This is a genomic window from Paenibacillus peoriae KCTC 3763 (assembly GCF_000236805.1).
GTDB classification, from domain to species: Bacteria; Bacillota; Bacilli; order Paenibacillales; family Paenibacillaceae; genus Paenibacillus; species Paenibacillus peoriae.
In genome coordinates, this window is the sequence record NZ_AGFX01000029.1 from 146,524 (window position 1) to 163,003 (window position 16,480).

Genomic DNA, 16,480 nt, shown 5'->3' on the forward strand with positions numbered 1-16,480 from the left:
TGGTATTAGATATCTATCCTTCGTCTCTTTCCGCCATAACTCATTAACCTTCCAATCTATAAACACTTCCCCCTGCTTGAACGAGATCAGGAGATACTAACTTCTTCAATATAAAGCTCTCCCTTCATATCACGTATACGCAAATCAGCACTTTTTTATCAGGTTATGGCATCTCTTAGTAGCGTCATTCTTTCTATTGATGCTAAATCGGGAGCGAACCTTGCTGCTCTTATACTAGCTTGGACTTCATCTAGCACAAAGTTTCTTTTAAAGCTACCATCCTCACATTCACCTATCTATCATTTTTTTGGTAAAATGGTAGATACCTCACGATTCTAGCATAATAGCTTTGCAATCTATTGAGCATAGGAGATCATAGGATGAAAATCGTAAATAAGGCTTTGTTATCTGGCGCTATTTTTCTGAGCACCGCAGCGGGCATCTATAGCCCCTTGGCACAAGCGGAGGCGGGCAAGGTCAGCATTATGCTGGACGGATACCCGTTACCGTTCCCCGTGCAGCCCGCAATGATGAATGGCACGACCATGGTTCCTTTTCGTGCTATTTCGGAAGCCCTCGGCATTACAGTGAAATGGGATCAGACCAGCCAAAGCATCACCGCTACCAAAACACAAGGCTCTGCAACCAAGCAGGTGGTTCTAAAGATGGGTAGCCGCAATGCCACAGTGGACGGACAAACGGTTCAACTAACAGCTGCTCCGCAAACCGTGCACGGCAGCACGATGATTCCGCTGGGCTTTTTCGGACAGCAATTCGGGGCCACAGTCAACTGGAATCAGGCAACACGGACGGTCTCCATTACATCGCCACGTGAGGCCATGTATACGGTAGGCTTCTATGCGCTATCTTCCTTTGACCAAAAATCCAAGATACCCAATTTTAACGCCGTAGCCTTCGGCTGGAGCCGAATTGATACGAACGGACAGTTTACGACAAGCGGCAAAGAATACAAATGGCCTCAAGCCGCTGGAGACGTAACACCGGAGTCTATCATACAGGACGCAGACAGCCAGGGGACTTCCCCTTATCTGATGGTTTATTCGGTCGACGGTAATCACGAGCTAACCAAGGTTTTGGACAATGCACAGCTTCAAGAACAGACCATTTCCCAAATCGTCAGCACTGCCACTGACAAACAATTCAAGGGCATCACGCTTGATCTGGAAGGACTGGGCTTGAGCGGCGATAAAGCCAAAGCTCGTTCAGACTACAACGCCTTTATCCAAAAGCTGTCGGCCAAAGCGCATCAGGCTGGACTCAAGCTCACCGTCGTTCTCCATCCGCTGAACAGCTCTTACTCTGGCTATGATTACAAGACGCTGGGCAATCTGGCGGACGATTTGATCATTATGGCTTATGATTATGGCCAAAAGGCGACGCCTGAGCCTTTGGACAAAGTGGACGAAGCCATAAAGCTGGCCTTGAAGGAAACTTCGCGGGACAAGCTCATTTTGGGGATTTCGATGGGTAGTGAAAAAGACAGCACCGTTAACGCCAAGGTCGGTTTGGCCAAACGTTATGACCTCAAAGGCATCGCCATCTGGCGGCTGGGCATCATCGGAGAAACGGCTTGGACGAAAATGAACGAGGCCATCGAGTTTAAATAGATGTACATTTTATAAAATAACCCTGGGCTTATTCCGCCCGCTAATGTTCTCATACATCATGTATGAAATCATCAGCGGGCTTTCCTTATGCCCATCTCAACAAAAATGCTTCCCCGAATTGGAGGTTGTCGCCACAGGACATCCAAAATTTACACTTACTTAATTTTCCATTTTGTGCGTCATGTATTCCCCTTCTTTCTGCAGGATGTAGACCTTTAGCCTCAGATCTGTGACAGGGAACAAATATGTGCGTACTTGTTCCATCCAAAAACTTCCTATATGATGACTATATATTCGATATCAGCTCTCATTATATTAGCAGAGAATATATAAAGCACCAACTAAACCCAACTGGAGGGAATACGTTTTATGTCCAATACATCCGCTAAAAAACAGGAAATTCTGGATGCCTTTCTGTTCAGACACGCAACGAAGGAATTCGATCCTGATCGCATCATACCGGAGGAGGATTTTCAATTTATACTCGAAACCGGGCGTCTTTCCCCAAGCTCCGTCGGCTTTGAACCGTGGCAGTTTGTGGTCGTACAAAATCAGGCTTTAAGACAAAAACTGGCTACGGTGTCCAGTGGGGGACAAAAGCAGATTCCTCAGGCCAGCCATGTCGTCCTCATTTTGGCGCGCAAGGATGTACGATATGATTCTCCTTATGTGGAGTATATGTATAAAGAGGTAAAAGGCATGTCCGAGGAAGACTTTGCTTCGCTACCGGGTCGCTACAAAATTTTTCAGGGTGTAAATCAACGCCTGCTGGAAAACGAACGTACGCTATTCGACTGGGCTTCCAAGCAGACCTATATCGCCTTGGGCAATATGATGACGGCGGCGGCTCAGATCGGCATTGATTCGTGCCCGATTGAGGGCTTTAACTACGATCAGGTGCATGCCATCCTGGAGGAAGAAGGACTGCTGGAGGACGGACGACTGGATATTTCGGTCATGGCCGCCTTCGGTTATCGCGCCCATGAACCCAAGCGGGAAAAATCCAGACAACCGCTGGAAAAGGTCACACGCTGGATTCTGTAACCCGATACCTTGAACCTCCTCCTAAACACCAAGCAATGAAGCATTCAAAAAAACGGGCTGCGGCACTTCATCTGAAGGATGAACACACCGCAGCCCACTTTTTTATATCCCTTCAATCTCTATTAAAATACCCTTGGAGGCCAAGTTATCCAGACACTCCTTCATATACTTCATTATGCTGATAAGATGCTCATGCCAAAGCCTCATGGTTCCGCAACCTTATCCATAGCATTTCTTGTTCTAATGGATCAGCATCCGGATGCCTGTCAGGACAATACCGATCAGGAAGCCTGTAACGGCACCGTTAATACGTATCCATTGCAAATCCTGACCCAGCTTGTCTTCCATCATCGCAATCAGAGATTTATTATCCATTTTATCTATATTTTCGCGTACCAGATTACCAATCCGGCTGTGGTTGGCTTCCACCAATCCGGTAATCTCCTCCACTATTCGTGCATTGATCTTGTCCAACAGCTCGGTGTTTCCTCTCAAATCAGTCATCATCCGATCCAATAGCGGTAAAATATAGGTCGGCACATAGCTTCCGTCCTCCATATAGTTCAATAAACGTGCACGCAGCTCCTCCATTTTACCGAGCACCGACGCATCGCCTTCCCAGGCTGCAACAAGGCTGTTCTTCCAGCCGTTCAATCCTTCCTGAACCGTATCCTTCGTCGCTAATCGGGTCAATTGGGCTCTCAGACCATCCTGCACAGCCTGACGGCGCGGATGCTCTTCTCTTTGCAGTTCTGCTGCCTGATTCAACAGGAAATGGCGAATCATTTCACCCATACGCTCTTCGTTCAGATAGCCGAGGAACGCATTCAAGGCAAACTGCATCAGCCCGCTCACCTGTAAACCGCTGATAGCCTGCATTCCCAAGGCACCCAGCATGTAGCCTGTCTCCGGCTTCAAAAGCCAGGACTCGGCCTGCTCCAGTGTGTAATCCAGTACCTGGCGATCGTAGCCCTTCTCACTGGTTTGATGAGCAAGGGCCTCCAGCAATGGCCCAGCGTCAAAATTAGTCGCCTGCCGTTTAAGCTCTGCCACAATGACAGGAGTCAGTTCCGCGAGCGGGAGTGACTGAACGAGCCGTTTGGCAAGAACATTTATGGATGCCGCAGCTTCCGGCGTACGCAATCCTTTTTCCACACCATTCAGCACTAAATCGGCCAAACGGATATCAGCAATTTTAGACGCGATGCTGTCTTTGTTAAGCAAATTATTCTCCACCGTACTCACCAATGCGTTCGTGAGCTTTCCCCTGTTTTTGGGAAGTAGCGCCGTATGTGGAATCGGAATACCTAACGGATGACGGAACAATGCAGTGACGGCGAACCAGTCCGCCAGTCCCCCGACAAGTCCTGCCTCAAAAGCACCAGCCAACAAACGAGCCCAGCCATATTGCTGGAAGGGCAACGTAGCTGCAAAGCCCGCCCCCAGAATAACGAGCGACCAAGCCGCTGCAGTTTTCGTATTTTTTGATTTTCCCATCCTGTAATCCTCCAAACTGACTGTCGAGTAAGTAAAGTACTATACCTGTTATTACCCATCATATCATTGCCAGTGTGATTTCCAAAGTGAGGAGTACCCTAAATAATCTGATTTTTTGCGTAATTTTTTATACATATATCCTCTTTTTTACATTCATGTTTGTGAACAACATCACAGCACTGGGACCAAAATCTTATTTTCAATAATAAGTCTTACGAACTATTTTAGCAGAATGAAGTCCCAAATTTTTTAAAACGAAAGGAGAAGTGAATAGGAAAGTTGAATGGGCATTAAGATACCTTTTTTAGCATCGTCCCGGTATTTAACCTCAGAAGGGGTTTGATCCATGATATCCTCAGATTCTTTCAACATTATTCGACTTCTGTATATGGATTATCAAGTTAAGTATCCATAACAAACAAGACTTCCACAAAGCTCACACACATAATTTACTATTTTGCTATATGGACATATTCGATGTGATAAAATAAAATTTTATAAATAGGAAATCATGTTTAATCAGCCATTATATATTGATAAATCAAACTATGATAAGCTTGATAAAATTGCTTCTTTGTAAAGGAATTGGATATGACAACAGACCAAAAAAACAACAAAGGCCTCTGGAACGGCGATCCGGTTGTAATTGTACGCACTCCCTCCGCTTTTGCCAAGCAATCCCTTTTGTATATCCAGGAAATAGGCTACTTCCAAAAATCATCTGGTTTTACGATGGAAAGGAATGATCTTACCTCCTTTTTGCTTGTTTTTACGTTGTCTGGTAAGGGAGAATTACTGTACCGGGACAAGAAGTATATTCTGAATCCGTATGATTTGTTTTTCATTAATTGCAAGGAATATGTACAATACAGCACCTCCGGTCATGAATCTTGGGAGTTTATCAGTTTATACTTGTATGGCAACCTGATCGAAAATTTTTACGAACAATTTACCAAGTATAACAAACCCGTATTATCCATGCACAATCCATATGCTATATTGGACAAGCTGCATGCTCTGATTTGCGGGCAGTCTGACAGAAGTCTTTCCGCCGAGCTGCTAACGTCCAGACTCATTGCTGAAATACTGACATGCATTTTGCAGCATCCCTACGATCGTCCGCATGTAAATGCAGAAACGCTCAGCGAAGTACGTCGGGTGCAGCAATATTTGGATGAGTCCTACAGTGAACGTATTACGTTGGACTCGCTGGCAGACATGTTCGAATTAAACAAGTTTAATTTGGCTAAAAATTTCAAAAAACAAATTGGATTCTCGCCTATTGATTATCTCATTAATGTCCGCATCACGGCTGCCCAAACCTGGCTTAAAACCAGTGGCATGTCCATTGTAGATATTGCGAGATACGTAGGGATTCCCAATACGAGCCATTTTATTAATCTGTTCAAGGAACATGTAGGAGAAACTCCTCATTCCTTCCGAAAAAAATGGGGGAACCGTTCCAAGTTGTAAATGAGAGGTCACATAAATCAGTTTGATAGATGATAGACGCACAAGCTATTCACGATAACGGCAAAACTGTCGAAAGGCAGTGACGCAAAGCTATAGGGCCTTCCTCCAACGGATGGCAGCCAGCCACCGAAATGAACGAGCTTTTTATTATGTCTTTTTTACATAGATCAACAACATAATGCTATGCCTCTCTCCAAGAAAAGCCCTGATCGCTAAGATCAGGGCTTTTTTCTGTTGGGATAGTCATGCCAGCCTAGCACGCTGAATATACTAATCTCGGAAGCATTGCCATATTACAATGAATAGGAGAATGACTTGGAGCATGGGAACAAAAATAAATGTTATGATCATTGCCTTATTGCTCATTATCCAAAGCTTTTTCAGTGCAACGCTGGCTTACGCAGATACTCCAGCCCTGGAACAGCCGCAAAGTGCTGTTGTCGATCCCGTACAACCCATTACAGATGCTGTATACGGTGTCCCAACTCCTGAACCTGCCATGGAGGTTCCTTCCGACACGAACCCTATCGTTCAGGCAGCAGCAAACGCTGAGCCTCATGCTGCAACGGCTCCACAGAGTATACTAACCAAGCTGATCCTGACGGATGAAGCGGGACGTGTCATTGACGCGGTATATAACCCCGGCAGTCAACTGGATATCGGATCAGCCATCCAACTGGGCTATGAATGGGAACTTCCCGACAATACCTACAAAGCTGGAGACACCTTCACCTTCCAATTACCAGAACAGTTTGTCATCTACACTGATATCTCATCTCCATTGGTAACCACCGACGGCACCGCAGGCAGCTTCACCGTAGATCGTCAGGGCAAGGTGATCATGACCTTTAACCAATATGTAGAGAATCACTCCAATGTCAGCGGCAAGCTGCAAATCAAAACCGAGTTCACCAAGGAAACGGTAAAAGGCAGCACCGAGATCATCATTGCGATTCCGATTAAAGGCGGGGTCCAAACGGTCATCGTGAATGTCAAACCCCAGTCAGGGCCAACCCTAAGCAAACAAGGGAAAACCGATGGCTCCAATCGGATTGACTGGACCATTGATGTGAACAAGCAGCTAAACACCGTAAAGCATGCCCTCATCACTGATCCCACTCCTTCAGGGCTGGAGCTCATAAAAGACTCTATTCGGCTCTATCATCTGCAAGTCAATATCGATGGCTCCACCGTCGTTCGAGATCCTGTGAACACGAGTAAATATGCCATTGAAACGGATCAGGCCGGGACAGGATTGGTGATTCGCTTTCAAGACGAGAGCATTAGCACTGCCTATCAGATTCAATACTCCACCCGCATTATTGGCGACGAATCTCGTTTCTCCAACACAGCGGGTCTTTCAGGAGATACGATAGAGAACGTTTCTGCTACCGCCACGGTTCAGGTGGAGCGTGGTGAATTTTTGTCCAAAAAGGTTGAAAAATATGATCAGGCCACGCAAACGCTCTCGTGGGTCATAAAATATAATTTCGGTGAGAAAAAAATCCCCGAGGCCCAAGCCCTCTTGATTGATCATTTCAACAAAACTCAAAAATTGCTGCCGGGCTCCCTGAAGGTATTTAAGGGTAACACCTTGGAGGAGCTGCCTGCTTGGGCGTACACCGTCATCCCTGTCGATTATCCTGACCGAAACGGCTTCAAACTTCAATTCAACTTTGACGTAGATTCAGCCTACACGATCCGGTATCAGACCCAGGCCAGGGGCCGTATCTATGAAAATGAAAAAATTACAAACATCATAACCTCCGATGGAACCGAAAAGATCGTATCGACGGAAATCATAAGCGGAGTCATGACTAAAGCGTATGACACACCCAACTACAACACCAAAATTATACCTTGGGTGATTACCATGAATACCGATCTATACACCATGAAAAATATTGTCATGCGAGATGTATTTCCTAACGGCGGCTTGGCCTTGCTGCCGAACACTCTGAAAATTCAAAGCGTTGACGGAACAACAGAACTGCACGCGCCCACAGATTATGAGCTGGTTCCGCTATCACAGGATTACAGACAAGGTTTTACGCTTATTTTTCATAAAACGATTCAGCAAGCATACACGATTAAATATTCAACCACCTATAATAATGACTGGAAAACGGATACGAGTAAGCCCGAGTTTCGCAATAGATCCACTATAGATTATCAGTATGAAAACGGAGACACCTCATCGTACGAAGTGGAATGCCCGATCTGGCCGGACTTTATGACACAACGGAACGGGGCCAAACAAGGAAGCTATAATGCAAACTCCAAGCTCATTACATGGGACATTAAAGCCAACTACAATCGCAAGACCCTGAACCACGCTCAAGTGAGAGACCCCTTGCTGCAAGGCCAGAAGCTAGTGTCCGGCTCCGTAAAAGTATACGATATGACCTTGCTGGGATGGTGGGATGGCGTACAAAAAGGGGATGAAATCCCACCAGATCAATACACCGTCGTCCCTCCCTCGGAGCAAAATGGTCAAGAGTTGCGTATCCAGTTCAAAAATAAGATGCAGACCCCCTACTGGATTACCTTTCAAACTTCACTGGAAGGGGAATTGATCGAAAAGGAATTCCATAATAAAGCCTTGCTGCTGGATGGAGAAAAAACGGTCTCGGAATGGGCAGCCCAAGTCACGATCCCTCATGGCGGAGAATATGTATCTAAAGCGGGAACACAGAATGGAAACAAGATCGATTGGAACATCCGTATCAATGAAGGACAGTCACATGTGTCCAACGCCAAAATTATAGATCAGCCCAGCAGCAATCAGATACTAATTGAGGATTCTTTTCACGTATACTCTACAACCATTGCCGCCAACGGAAATACCGCCAAGGGCGCCGAGCTGATCAGAAATCAAGATTACACGCTGTATATCAAGACCGACACCCAAGGTCAGCAAACTTTTGAGCTTGCTTTCGCCAAGGATATTTCCTCCGCTTTTATCCTGGAGTATCAATCATTCATTAACGCCGAGGACAAAGCCAAGGTGAGCAACAAGGTTTCCTTTGAGGGAGATCGCCTGACGACAGAGCTGCGCGAGACTAGTCAGGAAATTATCGTGCGGACGTCTTCCGGCTCCGGTTCCGGCGGGGGCATAACCGAAAGCCTGGAGCTGACCAAGGTGGATCAGGATGTGCCTGACAAGGTACTACCAGGAGCGCGGTTTGCACTCTACGATAAAACCCAAAAAAGAGCTCCGCTCATTCAGACCACCAATGCGGACGGCAAAATTGTTTTTTCCTCCTTGCTTCATGATAATTACATCCTGGAAGAGCTGGCAGCACCGGAGGGCTATAAAATAACCGAGGGCAAGCTGGAAATCAAAATAGGCGGCTCACTCAAGCAAAGCTCTGGTGTAAAGCAGATTGTCATCACCAATAAAAAAGAAAAGAAAAACGAGCCTGACCCGCCAGTAGATCCTGGAACTCCGACAGACCCCACGAATCCTACAGAACCGGGAACGCCTACCCATCCGGGAGGCCCAGGTAAAAAACATGACAATGATCCGGAAATACCCGATATGCCGTCAATAAACGTTCCTCCGTCACAGCCCAAACCTCCAGAGGATATTGTCCCTCCACAGGAGGAGCCTGCACCTGTACCACCGCCAGCGGATCAGGATGAACCCGAGACTCTGCCCGTGCCGCCAGTCGTCTTGCCTCAGCTAGACCCAGTGCCTCCGATAGAAAAGAAGGACGATCCCAAACCTAAGGCTCACCCCAAAGTTCCGGGGAAACAGCCGGAAGATCCAGAGGATACACCTGAGGTACACCAATTACCCCAAACGGGAGAAAGCAGCCCCGCTCCATTCTATTTGACGGGCATAGCCATGATTCTGTGGGGTGTATTTCTAAAATTCAGAAAGACAAACAAAAAATAAAAGTGATGATCTCCCCAGTTTCCCGGCTCATTCCATTTCCGTTGGAGTGAGCCGGGAAACTGGGTGGTTTTCATAATATGTATGTCCGCACATTGCTTAGGGGGTGTCGAGCTTGCTGAGGCTGCGCAAACTTTCCTACGCGTTTATCTTCTTGGGTATACTCTTGATCTTGTTTCCTAAAGCCACGGAATGGAATGAGGATCGAGAGCAGCATGAGCTATTATTAAAGGCAGCAGAGCTTCCCCCCGAAAAAAAAGAAGCGGTTTTAAATCCCCAGCTTGCGGATAGCTATACTCGCTTGTCCACTCGGCTTACGGAAGCTTCGATCAGCGAAGCACGGCATAGCATTTCCCCGGCCCCTGCTCCCATTACAAATGCCGATGAACAAACTCCGATAGCTACCATTAGCATAAGCCGTATCAACTTGAAGCTGCCTGTACTGGAAGGTGCAACCCGACAAAACATGAAGCATGCGGCTGTACATATGGCGGAAACGGGGACACTGGGACAGGTGGGAAATGCCGCGATTGCTGCTCATCGGGCTCGTACTCCCGGGCGTTTGTTCAATCGGCTGGATGAAATGGAGCTCGGAGATGAGATTGTTGTTAACACTCAAGGGGGGCAATTTGTGTATCGAGTCTACAGCATTAAGGTGGTCGATCCTAAGGATGTGTCTGTTCTGAAGAGCTTCAAAAAGCAAAAGCTGCTCACCCTGATTACATGCAACCCGCTCGTAACCCCCACCCATCGTCTCATTGTTCAGGCTAAACTAAGTACCTGAATTTAAGGCAATTTTATGAATACCTAAGTTCATGAATGCCTCAACCTGCGAATAAAAATAAATCAGGCGGGTGATTCCTGTTGAAATACAGCAATACACCCGCCCAATAGGCACATCAAGATTCAGTTTTATTTTTGGCAATCAGCTTGAAATCATCAAAATGGAATCCCGGTGCAACCACACAGGTTACCAGCACAGGTTCGTCTCCAAGCGGACGCGCCGTTTGCCATACCGTACCTGGGACCAGCGCTTGCGGATGCTGTCCAGCCTCCACGTCGGCACCGACGATAATTACAGTTTCTTCACCGGGCTCTACTCCGCTTCCACCCAGCTTCAACTCCACAGGACTCCCGCTATGATAAAGCCACAGCTCATCTGAATGCACAACATGCCACTCAGAGAACTCGCCCGGATGCAGCAAGAAATAAGTCGACGAAGCTGCAAACCGCGGACCGGAGTATATATCCGGCAGCACGGGTTTTGGAATTTGAAAATGAGCCTTCCACATCTCTTTGTACCAACCGCCTTCTGGATGGGGCTCCATGCCTAATGCCGTTACAAGCGGTGAAATAGCTTTCGTCATTGTACTAACCTTCCTTTACCCTAAATTCCTTCCTCCCTACTGTAAAACATAGCGTTGCTTTTGTCACGTTTCTCCCTTCGCATGTCGAACATCACAATTTTATGTCATATTAAATAACATAAAATTGTGAATATTTACTCGATTTCATCATATAAACTAGTAATAAAGTATACCAATATATAATATACGTTAACTTTTGTGACATAAAACATTGTTTTTTATTGTAAACTTATAGTATTATGATAGGAAATTTTGAAAATTTAAAAAGGCTTGATCATGTCAGTACGTCTACTAAGCTAAGCATCCAAGCCTAAAAGGGGTGAGCTCTCTGATCCAGTTTCGCAATGTTAACAAACATTACGGTCACTTCCATGTACTCAAAAACATCAATCTTCAGATTAAGGAGGGCGAGGTGGTCGTGATTATCGGCCCCTCCGGCTCAGGTAAAAGCACCCTGCTTCGCTGCATCAATCGTCTGGAGACGATATCAGATGGGGAACTGATCGTCAACGAAATACCTGTACATGACAAAAAGATTGATATCAACACCTTCCGCCGCAATATCGGGATGGTGTTCCAGCATTTCAATCTGTATCCTCACAAAAAGGTGATTGAGAACATTGTACTTGCACCCATGAAGGTGCTGGGTATCTCCAGGGAAGAAGCTACCCAAACAGCTATCACCTATCTGAAACGCGTTGGCATCGAGGAAAAGGCACAGAGCTATCCCGCTCAATTGTCCGGTGGGCAGCAGCAGCGGGTTGCAATCGCCCGCGGACTCGCAATGAATCCAAAAATTATGCTGTTTGACGAGCCTACTTCAGCTCTTGATCCCGAAACCATCGGGGAGGTACTGGATGTCATGCGCTCGCTCGCTCATCAGGGGATCACGATGGTCATCGTCACGCATGAAATGGGCTTTGCCCGTGAAGTGGCGGATCGCGTAATTTTTATGGACAAAGGACAGATTTTGGAGGACAGCCAGCCTGCCGAATTTTTTCAGAATCCGGGTGAAGAACGGGCTCGTCTGTTCCTGAGCCGTCTGATTCATCATTAAACAAACTACCAATGTGGCGTAAATCGAAAGGGGATTGTTCTAATGAGAAGAGGATTCCAATGGAGTGCCTTGGTACTGGTAGCCATATCCTGCCTGTTCGTCCTGGCAGGCTGTGGAGGCAAGCAAGAAGCGGCAACGTCGGGGAATGAGACGGCAGCGGCCAACGGGCTGGAAGCGATCAAACAGCGCGGCAAGCTGGTCGTGGGTGTGAAGTACGATACCAAGCTATTCGGTCTGAAAGACCCGGCCAGCGGGAAAGTGGAAGGCTTTGATATCGACATCGCCAAGGCTGTAGCCAAACATATTCTGGGCGATGAAACCAAGCTTGAATTAAAGGAAGTCACGTCCAAAACACGTATCACCTTGCTGCAAAACGGGGACATCGACGCTATTATCGCGACCATGACCATTTCCGATGAACGTAAAAAGCAGGTCGATTTCAGCGACGTCTATTTTAATGCCGGGCAATCTCTGCTCGTGAAGAAAGGAAGCTCCATCACCGGGCTGGAGTCTCTGACCCCGGATATAAAGGTACTCGCCGTTAAAGGCTCTACCTCCGCCAAAAACATTCGCGAAAAAGCACCTAAAGCAACGATATTGGAGTTCGAAAACTATCAGGATGCTTTCAACGCCCTCAAGGCAGGCAAAGGGGAGGCGTTGACTACCGATAACTCTATTCTGCTCGGTATGCAGCAGCAAGACCCGAATTATACGCTTGTAGGCGGGAACTTCACAGAGGAACCTTACGGCATTGCAGTGAAGAAGGGACAGCCTGAACTGCTGCAAGCCATTAATGATACGCTCAAGGAACTAAAAAGCAGCGGTGAATACGATAAGCTCCACGAGCAATGGCTTGGGGTTAAACCCGAATAATACGCTTGTGAAGGAGCCGCAGGTTGCGTGCTCCTTCCTTTCTTTCTGCTGTACACCACACAAGAAGGAACTCCATCCATCCCCGAATACCCCATAGCTTTTGGAAAAGGAGGTACATGCGCAGATGCTTACTTTTGATATCAATGTACTTTTCGATCATGGCGATCGTTTTAGAGAAGGCTTGCTTTATACCGTCCAAGCCAGCGTGATTGCCTTGATCGGCAGCTTTATTCTGGGAGCTGTCATCGCCATCCTTCGAATTGCACCTTTTAAATGGCTCAACTGGATCGGCACCGTCTATGTAGAGGTTATTCGTAATATTCCGCTACTTATCGTGGTGCTGTTTTTTTATCTCGGGCTTCCCACGTTGGGTATCCCTTTGGATGGATTTGTGTCCGGAACGCTTGGCTTGACCGTATACACAGCCTCCTTTATTGCGGAAGCCATACGTGCCGGTATTCAAGCTGTCCCCAAGGGGCAATTTGAAGCGGCAAGATCCTCCGGGCTAAGTTACAACCAGACGATGATCAGCATTATTTTACCGCAAGCCATCAAGGTCGTACTGCCTGCAATTGGCAACCAATTCATTAATCTGGTCAAAAACTCTTCCGTGCTGGCCATTGTAGCCGGACTGGACCTGATGTATTACTCGGATCTGATTAACTCGGATACCTTCTTGCCCATCACAGTCTATGCCATCACGGCGTTGTTGTACCTTACATTGACGGTTCCGCTCAGCTTTCTTGTACTGTATATGGAGCGACGTCTGTCCAAAACATCCTAAGGAGGGAAGCCTGCATGGATTTCAGCGGATTGTTTGTATGGCCTAATGTGCGCTTTATACTGGAGGGCTTCCTGCTAACACTGGAGGTCGCCATTTACTCTATCGTGTTCAGCTTTGCTCTCGGGATTGTATTCGGCATCCTGCGCTATACGCGCTTGCCTGTCATTTCACAGGTTGCGGCCTTTATCATTGATCTCATTCGCAATCTTCCATTATTGCTCATTATTTTCTTCATCGGCATGGTATTGCCATCCATCGGTTTTTCCATTTCTCTCAAGTGGGCAGCCATTACGGGACTGTCGATCTTCGAGGGGGCCATGATCGCCGAGATTGTACGCAGCGGTCTCAATTCGGTTCATAAAGGACAGGTGGAAGCCGCACGTTCCTCCGGGCTGAGCTATTCCAGCACCTTATGGCATATCATCCTGCCCCAAGCGCTTCGTCGCATGGTTCCGCCCATTGTCAGCCAGTTTATTTCCCTATTCAAGGATACCTCACTGGCTGTCATAATCAGTTTGCCGGAGCTGACGCATAACATTCAGATTGTCGGCGGTCAAAATCAATCCTTCGTCATTCCGGCTCTGCTATTCGCCGCCTTCCTGTACTTTGCTGTCAATTACAGTATGTCGCTGATTGCAAGCAGGCTGGAGGTTCGTCCACATTAATGCCTGTTGGCATTCATCAGGGCTGCCGCAAGCGACTCAGGCTGCAGAGTTACAGCAAGTCCCTCCTGCTCAGCACTGCAGGTTAAAATTTTTGTTAAAAAAAACCGCTTAATCCCCAAGGGATCAAGCGGTTGGCTTGAATGAGTTAGAGCCTCGCACGCTCTTCGCTGGTTATGAAGCCGCTCCATAGGAGCCAGGCTTGTACGTTCTTGGATCGTACCATTTGTAGCCTGCTGCCGGAGCAGACCAGGGCTCAGGCTGCGGTTCTGTTGAAGACGCAGGCTCCTCGAACGGCAGCAGCTTCGTCGGCTGGTCCAGTGTCAGACCTGCCACATCGGACAGCTTCGTGTAGTCCTGCTTCCATGCAAGCCATTGGACGGTTTGCACCAGGAAGGTCGCATCGTCCACTTCCTTAAAGCCATCATACGTCTTCTTCGACTGTCCGTTTTCCTCACGCACATATTTCGGCGTGGCGTCCTCGACAGGCGAAGAATCTCCGATGAATGCCGCCTTACCCTGCCCTACCTTGGAGATAGCGGCAAAGGGCCCTTCGGCACGGCCTCCGCCGTTATAGACACCCTGGTCTACAGCATTGCCCCATTTTTTCGTGCCTGTAGGGATATAAGCAATCCCTTTAGCCTTGGTGGGATCGATAATAGCCAGCGTAGATCCGGCATGCATTGCAATCGAGCGTACACCCTTGGTAATACCAAAAGACTGATCTGCGGCTACAATGTCGCTAGCGTTCACGTCACCAAGCGCATTGTAACGGAAACGGACACCAAAGTTCGTCGCCAGCCAGTCAGAGCTGGTTAATCCCTGCATTGCTGGTGATGCAGCTTCTTCTGCCGTCATGCCTTTAGCCGGGTTGGAATAGGCCCCTCGACGGTAGCCGTTCATGACCTCGGAAGAATCCCAACGGTTTTTGTTGCGGTCTGCGTTATAGTGGTCGGAAATGAAGAATACGCTGCCTCCATTCTTCACATATTGCAGCAAAGCAGCCTGCTCGGATGCCTTAAAGGCGACATTGGCTTCACCGATGATGAACACATCATATGGGCGCAGCTTGTCATACGTTATGGCCTGCTCTCCATAGGTAAAAGGAATGCTGCGGTTCAATTGGTCCACCGTAAAGCCTGCCTTGCGCAGCCCACCTGCAAAATCGGAGAAGGCGCCATCAATGACCCAATCCGCGGCTCCGGCTGTCTGTGCGTGCGTATTATCGAACAGCACCTTTTTGCCTTTTCCATCCGGCAATGTAGTACCCGGTTGACCCGGAGTGCCAGGATCAGGCTCGCCCGGTTCACCAGGGTTTCCCGGCTCGCTTCCGCTCACCAGTTCCACAGCGCTTGGACTTTTCAGTCCGCCAAAATTGTTATAGGCGCCAAGCGCACCCGTTACGCGGATTTTGCTGCCGATCAGCTCAGGATGGCCTGAAAGCCCGAATTGCCCTCTGTACGCTGATGTAAGCTGTACGTCTAATAGATTAGACGTATTGCGTTCATTTGCCTGATCAGCAATCAATACATTAAAATCATTCGCAAACGGGCTGGAAAAGTTGGCCATTCTCGATCCGGTAGCATGTCCGACGATGTAGCCCTCTACCGTCACCGTGCCTCCGCTGCTTTGACGCTGGAGTGCTTCTGCCACTGTCAGTGCTCCCTCGGCCTTAACTTGGCCAAATGGAACGAAAATTCCTATCAGCAGTGATACAATCGCTGCTAGATGCAGCATTCCTTTCAAGCGTGAACCTATGAAGCGCAAGCCTTTTGCCATACGTTAATATCCCTCCTATTATCCATAAATGGTATTGTCCTCTATCAGATTAGCTATCAATCTTCTAATTCCTTCCTGCTTTCATCCATAATTATGTAAAATTTAATTTTTTCTACGGGGAATGCGTTGGTTTATGTAAAAATTATACTCTATGATTGACAGCGAACACGGCATATATTACGCTAAGAAATAGTTGTAGAACGGTATACGCGAATGAAGATGACGGGAGAGTCCGTCCAGGAAGCCTATAGCCTGGAGGCACCGAAGGAGCAAGACGCCAGCACCCGGCTGACGGATAATCTCTCAGGTCCATGTATCGTCATCTGACGCAACTCTGGAGAGAGCGCAAGCCACCCAAGGGGTAAGGCGGTAATGACACCGCACGAAACTCTCAGGTAACGAGGACAGAGATAAGGGA

12 protein-coding genes and 2 riboswitches are annotated in these 16,480 nt (G+C 47.6%); of the genes, 9 read left to right on the forward strand and 3 right to left on the reverse strand.

The window, feature by feature from the left end:
- Positions 1 to 380 precede the first annotated feature (380 nt).
- Complete coding sequence (locus KQI_RS0115885; RefSeq protein WP_010347809.1) at positions 381 to 1,628, forward strand: stalk domain-containing protein; 1,248 nt, start codon at positions 381 to 383, stop codon at positions 1,626 to 1,628.
- 369 nt (positions 1,629 to 1,997) lie between these two features.
- Positions 1,998 to 2,672, forward strand: coding sequence for an NAD(P)H-dependent oxidoreductase (locus KQI_RS0115895; protein WP_010347811.1), 675 nt, complete (start codon positions 1,998 to 2,000; stop codon positions 2,670 to 2,672).
- Between the two features lie 240 nt (positions 2,673 to 2,912).
- Here KQI_RS0115895 and KQI_RS0115900 read toward each other — a convergent pair whose 3' ends face one another.
- Positions 2,913 to 4,169 (reverse strand): DUF445 domain-containing protein, encoded by a 1,257-nt coding sequence (locus tag KQI_RS0115900; RefSeq protein ID WP_010347812.1) that lies wholly within the window; start codon positions 4,167 to 4,169, stop codon positions 2,913 to 2,915.
- Positions 4,170 to 4,760: 591 nt separating this feature from the next.
- Between KQI_RS0115900 and KQI_RS0115905 the strand changes: the two genes are divergently transcribed.
- The 3 genes from KQI_RS0115905 (at position 4,761) to KQI_RS0115915 (ending at position 10,324) form a co-directional block, all read left to right on the forward strand.
- The gene (locus KQI_RS0115905; RefSeq protein WP_010347813.1) at positions 4,761 to 5,642 is read left to right on the forward strand and encodes an AraC family transcriptional regulator; all 882 of its coding nucleotides are present in this window, start codon (positions 4,761 to 4,763) and stop codon (positions 5,640 to 5,642) included.
- Between the two features lie 49 nt (positions 5,643 to 5,691).
- A riboswitch (cyclic di-GMP riboswitch) is annotated at positions 5,692 to 5,773 on the forward strand.
- Positions 5,774 to 5,964: 191 nt separating this feature from the next.
- A complete protein-coding gene (locus tag KQI_RS0115910; RefSeq protein ID WP_010347814.1) occupies positions 5,965 to 9,543 on the forward strand; it encodes an LPXTG cell wall anchor domain-containing protein in 3,579 nt (1,192 codons plus the stop codon).
- A gap of 112 nt (positions 9,544 to 9,655) precedes the next feature.
- On the forward strand, positions 9,656 to 10,324 hold the full coding sequence (locus tag KQI_RS0115915; protein ID WP_010347815.1) for a class D sortase: 669 nt from the start codon (positions 9,656 to 9,658) through the stop codon (positions 10,322 to 10,324).
- 115 nt (positions 10,325 to 10,439) lie between these two features.
- Here KQI_RS0115915 and KQI_RS0115920 read toward each other — a convergent pair whose 3' ends face one another.
- Positions 10,440 to 10,907 (reverse strand): cupin domain-containing protein, encoded by a 468-nt coding sequence (locus KQI_RS0115920; protein ID WP_010347816.1) that lies wholly within the window; start codon positions 10,905 to 10,907, stop codon positions 10,440 to 10,442.
- 319 nt (positions 10,908 to 11,226) lie between these two features.
- Between KQI_RS0115920 and KQI_RS0115925 the strand changes: the two genes are divergently transcribed.
- The 4 genes from KQI_RS0115925 to KQI_RS0115940 all read left to right on the forward strand — a co-directional run bounded on the left by KQI_RS0115925 (position 11,227) and on the right by KQI_RS0115940 (position 14,286).
- A complete protein-coding gene (locus KQI_RS0115925; protein WP_010347817.1) occupies positions 11,227 to 11,964 on the forward strand; it encodes an amino acid ABC transporter ATP-binding protein in 738 nt (245 codons plus the stop codon).
- A 42-nt stretch (positions 11,965 to 12,006) separates the two neighbouring features.
- The gene (locus KQI_RS0115930) at positions 12,007 to 12,837 is read left to right on the forward strand and encodes a transporter substrate-binding domain-containing protein (protein ID WP_010347818.1); all 831 of its coding nucleotides are present in this window, start codon (positions 12,007 to 12,009) and stop codon (positions 12,835 to 12,837) included.
- Positions 12,838 to 12,961: 124 nt separating this feature from the next.
- A complete protein-coding gene (locus KQI_RS0115935; RefSeq protein WP_010347819.1) occupies positions 12,962 to 13,621 on the forward strand; it encodes an amino acid ABC transporter permease in 660 nt (219 codons plus the stop codon).
- 14 nt (positions 13,622 to 13,635) lie between these two features.
- Positions 13,636 to 14,286 (forward strand): amino acid ABC transporter permease, encoded by a 651-nt coding sequence (locus KQI_RS0115940; RefSeq protein WP_010347820.1) that lies wholly within the window; start codon positions 13,636 to 13,638, stop codon positions 14,284 to 14,286.
- A 171-nt stretch (positions 14,287 to 14,457) separates the two neighbouring features.
- Here the strand turns inward: KQI_RS0115940 and KQI_RS0115945 are convergent, their stop codons facing one another.
- A complete protein-coding gene (locus KQI_RS0115945) occupies positions 14,458 to 16,062 on the reverse strand; it encodes a DUF6359 domain-containing protein (protein ID WP_010347821.1) in 1,605 nt (534 codons plus the stop codon).
- 213 nt (positions 16,063 to 16,275) lie between these two features.
- A riboswitch (glycine riboswitch) is annotated at positions 16,276 to 16,391 on the forward strand.
- The last annotated feature ends 89 nt before the right edge of the window (positions 16,392 to 16,480 follow it).

What these genes read in the sequence shown, in the direction of transcription:
- KQI_RS0115940 (WP_010347820.1), top strand. Translation starts at nt 13,636, where the DNA reads ATGGATTTCAGCGGATTGTTTGTATGGCCTAATGTGCGCTTTATACTG.
- KQI_RS0115900 (WP_010347812.1), bottom strand. Translation starts at nt 4,169, where the DNA reads ATGGGAAAATCAAAAAATACGAAAACTGCAGCGGCTTGGTCGCTCGTT.
- KQI_RS0115945 (WP_010347821.1), bottom strand. Translation starts at nt 16,062, where the DNA reads ATGGCAAAAGGCTTGCGCTTCATAGGTTCACGCTTGAAAGGAATGCTG.
- KQI_RS0115930 (WP_010347818.1), top strand. Translation starts at nt 12,007, where the DNA reads ATGAGAAGAGGATTCCAATGGAGTGCCTTGGTACTGGTAGCCATATCC.
- KQI_RS0115910 (WP_010347814.1), top strand. Translation starts at nt 5,965, where the DNA reads ATGGGAACAAAAATAAATGTTATGATCATTGCCTTATTGCTCATTATC.
- KQI_RS0115895 (WP_010347811.1), top strand. Translation starts at nt 1,998, where the DNA reads ATGTCCAATACATCCGCTAAAAAACAGGAAATTCTGGATGCCTTTCTG.
- KQI_RS0115935 (WP_010347819.1), top strand. Translation starts at nt 12,962, where the DNA reads ATGCTTACTTTTGATATCAATGTACTTTTCGATCATGGCGATCGTTTT.
- KQI_RS0115885 (WP_010347809.1), top strand. Translation starts at nt 381, where the DNA reads ATGAAAATCGTAAATAAGGCTTTGTTATCTGGCGCTATTTTTCTGAGC.
- KQI_RS0115905 (WP_010347813.1), top strand. Translation starts at nt 4,761, where the DNA reads ATGACAACAGACCAAAAAAACAACAAAGGCCTCTGGAACGGCGATCCG.
- KQI_RS0115920 (WP_010347816.1), bottom strand. Translation starts at nt 10,907, where the DNA reads ATGACGAAAGCTATTTCACCGCTTGTAACGGCATTAGGCATGGAGCCC.